The sequence below is a fragment of the Psychrobacter sp. GW64-MNA-CIBAN-0177 genome (genome assembly GCF_040309585.1).
Lineage (GTDB): Bacteria > Pseudomonadota > Gammaproteobacteria > Pseudomonadales > Moraxellaceae > Psychrobacter > Psychrobacter okhotskensis.
The window spans coordinates 1-264 of sequence record NZ_JBEOOY010000313.1; the positions used below are offsets into that span (position 1 = coordinate 1).

The following is a 264-nucleotide window of genomic DNA, read 5'->3' on the forward strand; positions in this document are numbered from 1 at the left end:
TTCGTACGCTTGGTTTTAAATGGTATGTGAAAAGAGAGTTTGAAAAGCAAGTCGCTGAGCAAGAAATGCCTGATGAGATGCGCCAAATGAAACTAGGTGTACAGAAGCATGGTCTGGTAATGGCAGTGCCGGTCAATCAGTCAGATATGTTTAGTAGCAATCAGATGCGCGGTATGCAGATGCGTGCAGGCAGCACCCAACAAGCGGTGATTCCTTGGAGCGCTGTGAAGAGCTGGGATGAGACCGACGACTATATCTTTATGA

The 264-nt window shown here is 47.0% G+C and carries 1 protein-coding gene; it reads left to right on the forward strand.

Annotation, left to right across the window (positions count from 1 at the left end):
- The coding region (locus AAEY79_RS15240; RefSeq protein WP_352289327.1) for a YcxB family protein at positions 1-264 on the forward strand (264 nt) is incomplete at both ends.